1 pseudogene is annotated in these 531 nt (G+C 45.0%); it reads left to right on the top strand.

The features are described from left to right. Positions 1–165: 165 nt before the first annotated feature. Positions 166–531: pseudogene (locus tag B3S86_RS15025) on the top strand (50S ribosomal protein L1); the annotation flags it as partial.

The raw sequence follows: 531 nt of genomic DNA on the forward strand, positions 1-531 counted from the left end.
ATGGTTGAAGGTACTGCACGTTCTATGGGTATCGTAATCGAAGACTAATGTCTTTTTGATTACCATGAACAACGATGAGGGTCGCAGGCGGATAGTTTCTTGAAGCCTGCTACCCTTTCATTATGTGGGAGGATTTTCCGCACAACCACAAAGGAGGAACCTAAAATGGGTAAGAAGTACAAAGAAGCTGCTAAGCTTATCGATCGTACGGTTTCATACGAACTCGCAGAAGCTGTAGATTTGACTAAAAAATCTGCAACTGCGAAATTCGATGAGACTATCGAATTGGCTGTTCGTCTCGGAGTAGATCCGAAGAAAGCAGACCAACAAATCCGTGGAGCAGTCGTATTGCCACACGGTACTGGTAAAACACAAAAAGTCCTCGTCTTCGCGAAAGGTGAGAAATTAAAAGAAGCGGAAGCTGCTGGAGCAGATTACGCTGGTGATGCTGAGTACATCAACAAAATCCAACAAGGATGGTTCGACTTCGACGTTATCGTCGCGACACCAGACATGATGGGTGAAGTTGGT

Source organism: Exiguobacterium sp. UBA3968, from assembly GCF_002385115.1.
Taxonomy (GTDB): domain Bacteria; phylum Bacillota; class Bacilli; order Exiguobacteriales; family Exiguobacteriaceae; genus Exiguobacterium_A.